Source organism: Saccharopolyspora rectivirgula DSM 43747 (assembly GCF_000497205.1).
In the GTDB taxonomy this organism is placed as follows: domain Bacteria; phylum Actinomycetota; class Actinomycetes; order Mycobacteriales; family Pseudonocardiaceae; genus Saccharopolyspora; species Saccharopolyspora rectivirgula.
Genome location: NZ_AYJW01000034.1, coordinates 35,565 through 42,245 on the forward strand (window position 1 = coordinate 35,565; position 6,681 = coordinate 42,245).

7 protein-coding genes are annotated in these 6,681 nt (G+C 66.3%); 3 read left to right on the forward strand and 4 right to left on the reverse strand.

The window, feature by feature from the left end; genetic code table 11:
- Nucleotides 1–4: 4 nt before the first annotated feature.
- The 3 genes from SREC43747_RS0111275 to SREC43747_RS0111290 all read right to left on the reverse strand — a co-directional run bounded on the left by SREC43747_RS0111275 (nucleotide 5) and on the right by SREC43747_RS0111290 (nucleotide 3,314).
- Nucleotides 5–979 carry a WXG100 family type VII secretion target gene (locus SREC43747_RS0111275; RefSeq protein WP_029721350.1) on the reverse strand — a complete coding sequence of 325 codons (975 nt, stop codon included), beginning with the start codon at nucleotides 977–979 and terminating at the stop codon, nucleotides 5–7.
- A 9-nt stretch (nucleotides 980–988) separates the two neighbouring features.
- Complete coding sequence (locus SREC43747_RS0111280) at nucleotides 989–1,315, reverse strand: hypothetical protein (RefSeq protein ID WP_029721351.1); 327 nt, start codon at nucleotides 1,313–1,315, stop codon at nucleotides 989–991.
- A gap of 541 nt (nucleotides 1,316–1,856) precedes the next feature.
- Nucleotides 1,857–3,314: a cytochrome P450 gene (locus SREC43747_RS0111290; protein WP_029721352.1), complete on the reverse strand. Its 1,458-nt coding sequence runs from the start codon at nucleotides 3,312–3,314 to the stop codon at nucleotides 1,857–1,859.
- A 155-nt stretch (nucleotides 3,315–3,469) separates the two neighbouring features.
- Between SREC43747_RS0111290 and SREC43747_RS0111295 the strand changes: the two genes are divergently transcribed.
- Both SREC43747_RS0111295 and SREC43747_RS0111300 read left to right on the forward strand, forming a co-directional pair.
- The gene (locus SREC43747_RS0111295) at nucleotides 3,470–4,087 is read left to right on the forward strand and encodes a TetR/AcrR family transcriptional regulator (RefSeq protein WP_037331803.1); all 618 of its coding nucleotides are present in this window, start codon (nucleotides 3,470–3,472) and stop codon (nucleotides 4,085–4,087) included.
- A 600-nt stretch (nucleotides 4,088–4,687) separates the two neighbouring features.
- On the forward strand, nucleotides 4,688–5,428 hold the full coding sequence (locus SREC43747_RS0111300; protein WP_029721354.1) for a dienelactone hydrolase family protein: 741 nt from the start codon (nucleotides 4,688–4,690) through the stop codon (nucleotides 5,426–5,428).
- A gap of 50 nt (nucleotides 5,429–5,478) precedes the next feature.
- On the opposite strand, the gene dprE2 is transcribed toward SREC43747_RS0111300, so the two are convergent.
- Nucleotides 5,479–6,222 carry a decaprenylphospho-beta-D-erythro-pentofuranosid-2-ulose 2-reductase gene (gene dprE2, locus SREC43747_RS0111305; protein WP_029721355.1) on the reverse strand — a complete coding sequence of 248 codons (744 nt, stop codon included), beginning with the start codon at nucleotides 6,220–6,222 and terminating at the stop codon, nucleotides 5,479–5,481.
- Between the two features lie 356 nt (nucleotides 6,223–6,578).
- Between dprE2 and SREC43747_RS20600 the strand changes: the two genes are divergently transcribed.
- On the forward strand, nucleotides 6,579–6,681 hold a 103-nt coding region (locus SREC43747_RS20600), incomplete at its 3' end, for an SAM-dependent methyltransferase (RefSeq protein ID WP_201768682.1).

Here is a 6,681-nt window from a genome sequence, read left to right on the forward strand (position 1 = left end):
AAAGTCATAGCGTGCCGGACATCGCGGTCCGGTAACCGGACGACTCACCGCTGTTCGAACTGCTGCTGCTCGAGTCGGAGCTGGAACTGCTACTGCTGCCCCCACTGGAGTCGGAGCCACCGCCCGAGCCGTCCCCGGAGTCCCCGCCATCCCCGTTGTCGGAATTGCCGGAGAAAGCGTTCTTGGTGTCCCTGGCCGACTGCCGCACCTGGTCGACGCTGTCGCGAACCCCGGTGGCCGCATCGGTGACCTCGGTCGCCTTCTCCCCGATCTCGATCCCGAGGTTCACGGCGTCGCCAAGGCTGCGCACGTCCTTGATCTTGGCCAGCGAGGTGCCAGCGGAGATCACGCTGTTGATGAGGTTGACGACCGAGTCGTACAAGCCCTTGAGCGCTTCGATGAGCCCCAGGACCGTCGACACGATGTCGACGCACTTCATGACGTTGCGAGCCACGTTGGCCCATCCCGCGATCGGGATCCACCCGGTGGCGCCGATCTCGATCAGCCGGTCCACCAGCTTCTGGATGAGCTCCAGCGCCTTGTCGCAAAGCCGGCGGGACCCCTCAGCCGCTTTCTGGAAGCCGCTGCTGATCAGCCTCGCCAACCCCGCGTCGGCCTCGAGAGCCACCGTCCAGGAGAAGACCAGGCCGGTTTCGAACGCCGCGGCGCCAGCGCCTTCCCAGGTTTCCCGGAGTTCGCTGATGCCGTTGTTGAGGTTCTCCCGGATGCCGCGCAGCGCGTCGCTGATCTTCTGCCAAGCTGCCGCGTTCTGCTCGATCTTGGCGAAGTCCCCGGTGAGAGGTGCGATGAGGGCTTCGACCAGGTTCTGCCCGGTGACCTGCTCGTACAGCCAGTTGACCGCTTGAACCTGCCAGCCGGCGTCCTCGATCGCGGCCTTCAAATCATCGCCGCTGGCCTGGTTCGTGTCGTCCGCGCTTAACTGCGCGAGCGGATCCACCACGTCAGCATATGCGCCCACAGTTCCCCCTTACATCATGAGCTTGTCCAGATCGGCTTCGATCCGGCGCAGGATTTCGATGATCTGGTCCTCGCGTTGCTCGTATTCTTCCGCGGTCTTTTCCAGTTCGTCCTTGACTCGGAGCAACGCACCGTGGGCGAAATCCAGCGTTTCCCCGAAGAGCGCCGTGATGCCCTCCACAACCGGGATGAGCAGCATCATCACGCCGGTGAAACCACCCGTGTGCGAGGAGGTTTGCTCCGCGTACTGGTCGAGGCTCTTGAAGTAGTTGGCGTTCCGCTCCAGCAGCTCGCAAAAACCGCGCATTTCATCGGGGACCGCTCGGACTGAATCCATCACACCTCCCGCTCACTTCACCGACTGCCGCCGGCATACCGCTAGCTCTCTCTACTACGGTCGGTCGCCCTGACATCGGCAGATCGGGGCAAAAGTGACCAATGCGTGATCCTACGTTCTAGACGTGTTCAAGCCGCTGATCTGCGGAAATTTCCTATTGCGAATGCGCTGTGGACAGCGCCCCACTACCACCGGCACAGCGGGCGTCCGATGTGCAGCGCGAACAGCACCGCAGCTTGTTCTCTATGGCCGACGAGCAGCGGAGCGGGCTGCACTCGCTCCACGGCTCGCACGGCTTCCACGACCGTCCACCCCGCGAACCAGCGGTGGAGAGCGCTGCGCCCAAAACCCCGGGTATTCCGACAAAGTGGACGAGGTTGTCCGGTCGACGTCGTCCACTCCGGCCGCGAGCCCCTACGACGAGGCAATCCCTCCCACTCAGCAAAAGAGGAAGGGAACTTTTCCGACGCACATGCCAGAAAAGTTCCCTTCCTGCTGCAATGGCGCACTGCAGAGCAGGCGCCGACCCCCGGTCGTCAGCTCAACACCGCAGAAGCTGCACCGGCAGCCCGTCGACCGGAACCGGCAGCGAAGTGTTGTCCCACCGGACCTGGTAGCCGTCGGCCACCCGCCACCGGTAGTTCAACAGCATTTCGTGCAGGATGGCTTTGACCTCGAAGGTGCCGAAGTGCATTCCGATGCACTTGTGCGCCCCGCCGCCGAACGGCACCCAGGCGAACCGGTGGCTCTTGTCCTCGCGCCGCTCTTCGGAGAACCGCAGCGGGTCGAAGGTGTCCGGGTTCGTCCAGTACTCCGGCAAGTAGTGGTTCACCACGGGCGAGATGCCGACCACGGTGTTGGCCGGGATGTAGTAGCCGGCGACCTCGGTGTCCCGCACCGTTTTCCGCATCAGCGAGGGCACCGGGGCGCACATCCGCAGCGCCTCCTTGATGATCATGTCCAGCGTCTCCAGGCGCTCCAAGCCGTGGATGTCCAGGGGCTCCCGCCCCAGCTCGCGGGACTCCTCCCGGGCCCGCTCCTGCCACTCCGGGTGCTTGGCGAGCAGGTAGGCCGTGGCGGCGCTGGTGATGGTGGCCGTGTCGTGGGCGGCCATCATCAAGAAGATCATGTGGTTGATGATGTCCTCGTCGCTGAACCGCTCGCCTTCCTTGGTCGTCACCTCGCACAGCGCGGCGAACAGGTCATCGCCGCCCCGGGCCCGCTTGGCCGGCAGTTTGCTGGCGAAGTACTGCTCCAGGTATTCGCGCCCCTGCACACCGGCACGCCAGCGGGTGCCCGGGATGGGGCGGCGAACCATCGAGGTGGCGGCGCGCACGGTGGCCACGAACGACTGGTTGATCCGCTCGGCTTCCGGGCCGCTCTCCAACCCCATGAACACCCTCGTCGCCACGTCGAGGGTGAGTCGCTTCAGCGCCCAGTAGAGCCTCACTCGCCCACCGGTTCCCCACGCCGGCACTTTCCGGCGGATTTCGGGCACGAACTGGTCGACGTACCCGGTCAGCCGGTCGCGGGTGAACGCCTCTTGCATGATCCGCCGGTGGCTCAGGTGCTCTTCGAAGTCCAGCAGCATCAGTCCGCGGCGGAAGAACTGGTCGATGAGGAAGACCCACCCCTCTTGGGAGAAGACCTTGCCCTTGTTGGCGAAGGCGACTTGGGTGGCTTCGGGCCCGGATATGTTGACGATCTTGGTGCCGAAGGCCCCCATCCAGGAGACCGGCCCGAACCGCTGGTGCCTTTCCCGGGCGTAGTCGGTGCCGAAGCGGATGTAGTCGATCAAGTGGCCGACCAGGGGAAGACCGTAGTCCCCCAGGACTGGGCGCAGTCCGCTCCCGGCTGGTGGTTCGGCCAGTGCGGTCACCTGGCCGCGACGGCTCAGCTTCCAGAGCGCGTTGTCCACTGGCCGTGGGGCTGGGGCGGCTATCACGGAGGACAGGCGTTGCCGGGCAGCTTGGGCGGTGCGATCGAGAAGATTCACCATTTTTGACCCCTGCAGTTGTGGCCGTCGGCTGGCGCTGACCCGGCCGCTGCCGGGTCAGCGCGGCGAGTGAGCGGGTTGGAGCACGAGCACTTTCTGACAGGGCGCCATGTCAGAATTAGCATGGATGTGATCCAGGTAACTGTCAAGATGTTGATGTGGCTACATCCGAACGGCCGTATCGCGGACGCAGCGCCCCCTCCCGGCGCGCCGACCGCCGCAAGAAGCTGCTCGAAGCCGGGCTCGACCTGCTGGCTTCGCGGGGCTGGCGGGGCGCCACCATGACCGCGATCTGCGCCAACGCCAACCTGACCGAACGGTACTTCTACGAGAGCTTCCGCAACCGCGACGAACTGCTGGTGACCGTCATCGACGGGATCGCGGACGAGATCCGCACCGTGACCCTGGCCGCGATGGAAGCCGCCGATGGCGACCCGCGCGAGCAGATCCGGGCCGGCATCGACGCTTTCATCAACCTCATCGCCACCGACCCCCGGAAGGGGCGGGCGGCGATCATCGAATCAGCCGCGGCCGAACCGCTGCGCACCCGACGCCGCGAGCTGCTGCACGACTTCGCCCGTTTGATCGCCGCCCAATCCCGGAAGTTGTACGGGGAAGAAGCACTGCCACCCACCCGAGCGCACATCAACGGCGTGCTGCTGGCGGGCGGCCTCGCCGAGCTGGTGACCGCGTGGTTGAACGGCGAAATGCGAGCCAACCCGGAAGACATCGCCGTCACGGTCACCAGCTTCTTCGCCAACACCACGAAGCGGTAGCGAACCGGCGAGGCGCGCGGCACCACCGACCCCGGCCCGCCTCGTCGATCCCCCCGCCCAGCAAGAAGAACCAGTCCACCGGAACGCCCCCCAGCTCGTCCAGCAGCACCACAGTGGACGAACGAAGGCGGCCCCTCTGCCGGATCCCCGCGCCGAGGAAATCCTTCAACAGGAGTTCCTCGGCAGCCCCCCCCGGCCGGCCCGGCAACACGCCCGCAGCAGCGGAATTCGGAGCCCCGGAACGACGCGGCGAAGCAGGCCGCCAGACCACCGCAGATCAACGACCACAGCCGCCGCGCCACCGATCAACAGCCCCACCGGCCTCCGACGCACCACCAGCACCGCCCTCACCTGATCGGCGGCGGAGCGGGGAACCCTCCTTTCCCGAACAGTGAAAACCCCCTTGGTCTGTTCGGGCCAAGGCGTTCGTGCGACCAGCGCAGCGAGCCACCCTATCCGACCAGCACGGCGTCCCTGGAAGGGTGAATCTGCCTCCGCCAGTTCCACCATCCCTAGCGCGAGCGGGAAGTTGTTCGAGACGGTGGTGTGTATCACCCCCTGACGCGTGGGTAATCCGGGCGTGGGACAAGGGAGGCTCACATGGTCCAACTCACCAGTGAACGCGTGGCCATCGGAATCGCCGATGGCGAGCTCGAAGGGGAACTCGTGGTGCCACCGCCGGCGCGGGCGGTGGTTCTTTTTGCCCACGGATCAGGCAGTTCCCGGCACAGCCCGCGAAACCGCTCGGTCTCCGAATCGCTGCAGAACGCCGGTTTCGGCACGATGCTCATGGATCTGCTGACCCGGGAAGAAGCCGAGTACGACCACCGCACGCAGGAGCTGCGCTTCAACATCGACCTCTTGGCCGAACGCCTGGTGATGGCGATCGACGAGCTCGACCGCCACCCCGCCACCAGGGGCATGCGGGTAGGTCTTTTCGGGGCGAGCACCGGCGCAGCCGCAGCGCTGAAAGCAGCAGCTGCCCGCCCCGATCGAGTGGGCGCACTGGTCTCCCGCGGAGGGCGCCCGGATCTCGGCGGCGAGGCGTTGTCCTCGGTGCGCACACCCACGCTGTTGATCGTCGGTAGCAACGACCGCGAAGTGCTCAACCTCAACCGGCAGGCGGCCCAGCTGCTGACCTCCCTGCCACTCGCCGAAGTGAAGACCGAAATCGTGCACGGCGCGGGACACCTCTTCGAAGAGCCGGGGGCGCTCGAGAAGGTGGCCGACTTGGCGGCCAAGTGGTTCCGGACCCACTTGGGAGCCGGTGTTGAACGCCCCACCGGCCCGGACGGGGGACGGTTCAAACCGCCGCAGCCGCGCCGTCGCCCACCCATGTGACCACCGCGCGGTTGGCATCCCGGTCGAACGGCCGGGATGCCAACTGCTGTTCAGCGCGGCAACCGCCGCCAAATGGGTTGCGGGATGAAGCGGGCCAGCGCGAACACCCACCGCAGGATCGGCGGGACCCACACCGTGCGGCGGTTGTCGACCAACGCCCGCACCGTCGCGTCGGCCACCTGGTCCGGGGTGCTCGACCAAGGAGCCGGGCTCATGCCCCTGGTCATCCTGCCGATCACGAACCCCGGGCGGACGATCAACAACCTGCCACCGGTGCCGGTGAGCGCATCGGCCAGCCCGGAAGCGAACCCGTCCAGCCCCGCCTTGGCCGAACCGTAGACGTAGTTGGCGCGGCGCACCCGCACACCGGCGACCGAGGAGAACACCACGATCCGGTTGCACAACTGGCGGCGCACCAGGTTGGCCAGGTGGGTGAGGATGCTGACGTGCGCCACGTAGTCGGTGTGCACGATGCTGATCGCGTGCTCGGCGTCGCGCTCAGCGCGCTGCTGGTCCCCCAGGATGCCGAAGGCGATCACCGCGACGTCGATCGGACCGTGCTCGTCGGTGATGGTGCGCAGCACGGACTCGTGCTCGTCGAGCCGGTCGGCGTCGAACTCCACCCGAACGACCTCCGCCGCACCCGCATCGCGCAGGGTCCTCTCCTCCCCGTCCAAGTCCGTTGCTCGACGAGCAGCGAGGACGATCTTGCGGTGGCCTCGCTCGGCCAGCCGCTGTGCCACGGCGACGCCGATCTCACTGCGGCCGCCGAGAATCAGTACCGTTCCGCTCACCTGGGCCAGTGTGCCACTGGACGGAGCAAGAGCGGGCAACTGCCGGAGGATCCCGGTGCGCCGTGCGGCAGCACCCGGCACCGGCCGGTTGGCACGGGAACCTTTCGATCGGCGCCCGCGGAAAAGTTCCCTTGCTGTTCCTCGGGCTCGAGCGGTGGTGGCGTGCTGCTCCGCTGCCTTCCCAGCTTTCCCACCCAGCGATTTGGTCCACAAAGGACTAGCTGGTTGTTCGTCCGCTGCCGGCCCGGCCAACTCCGGGGGCGGCGGCAATTGACCAGGGTGGGTTTTCGAACCGTGTTCCGATGATTACCCTCAATCTTGATCTGTACACCGGACTTCACACTGAGCGGACGGGCATGTCAGCGGAGCACCTGAACATCGACACGACGAAACCGAGCATCGCGCGGGTCTACGACGCCTTCGTCGGGGGCAAGGACAACTTCGAGGTCGACCGGCAGG

Excerpts from the sequence above, each read along its gene's own strand:
- SREC43747_RS0111280 (WP_029721351.1), bottom strand. The coding sequence starts at position 1,315 with ATGGATTCAGTCCGAGCGGTCCCCGATGAAATGCGCGGTTTTTGCGAG.
- SREC43747_RS0111290 (WP_029721352.1), bottom strand. The coding sequence starts at position 3,314 with ATGGTGAATCTTCTCGATCGCACCGCCCAAGCTGCCCGGCAACGCCTG.
- SREC43747_RS0111300 (WP_029721354.1), top strand. The coding sequence starts at position 4,688 with ATGGTCCAACTCACCAGTGAACGCGTGGCCATCGGAATCGCCGATGGC.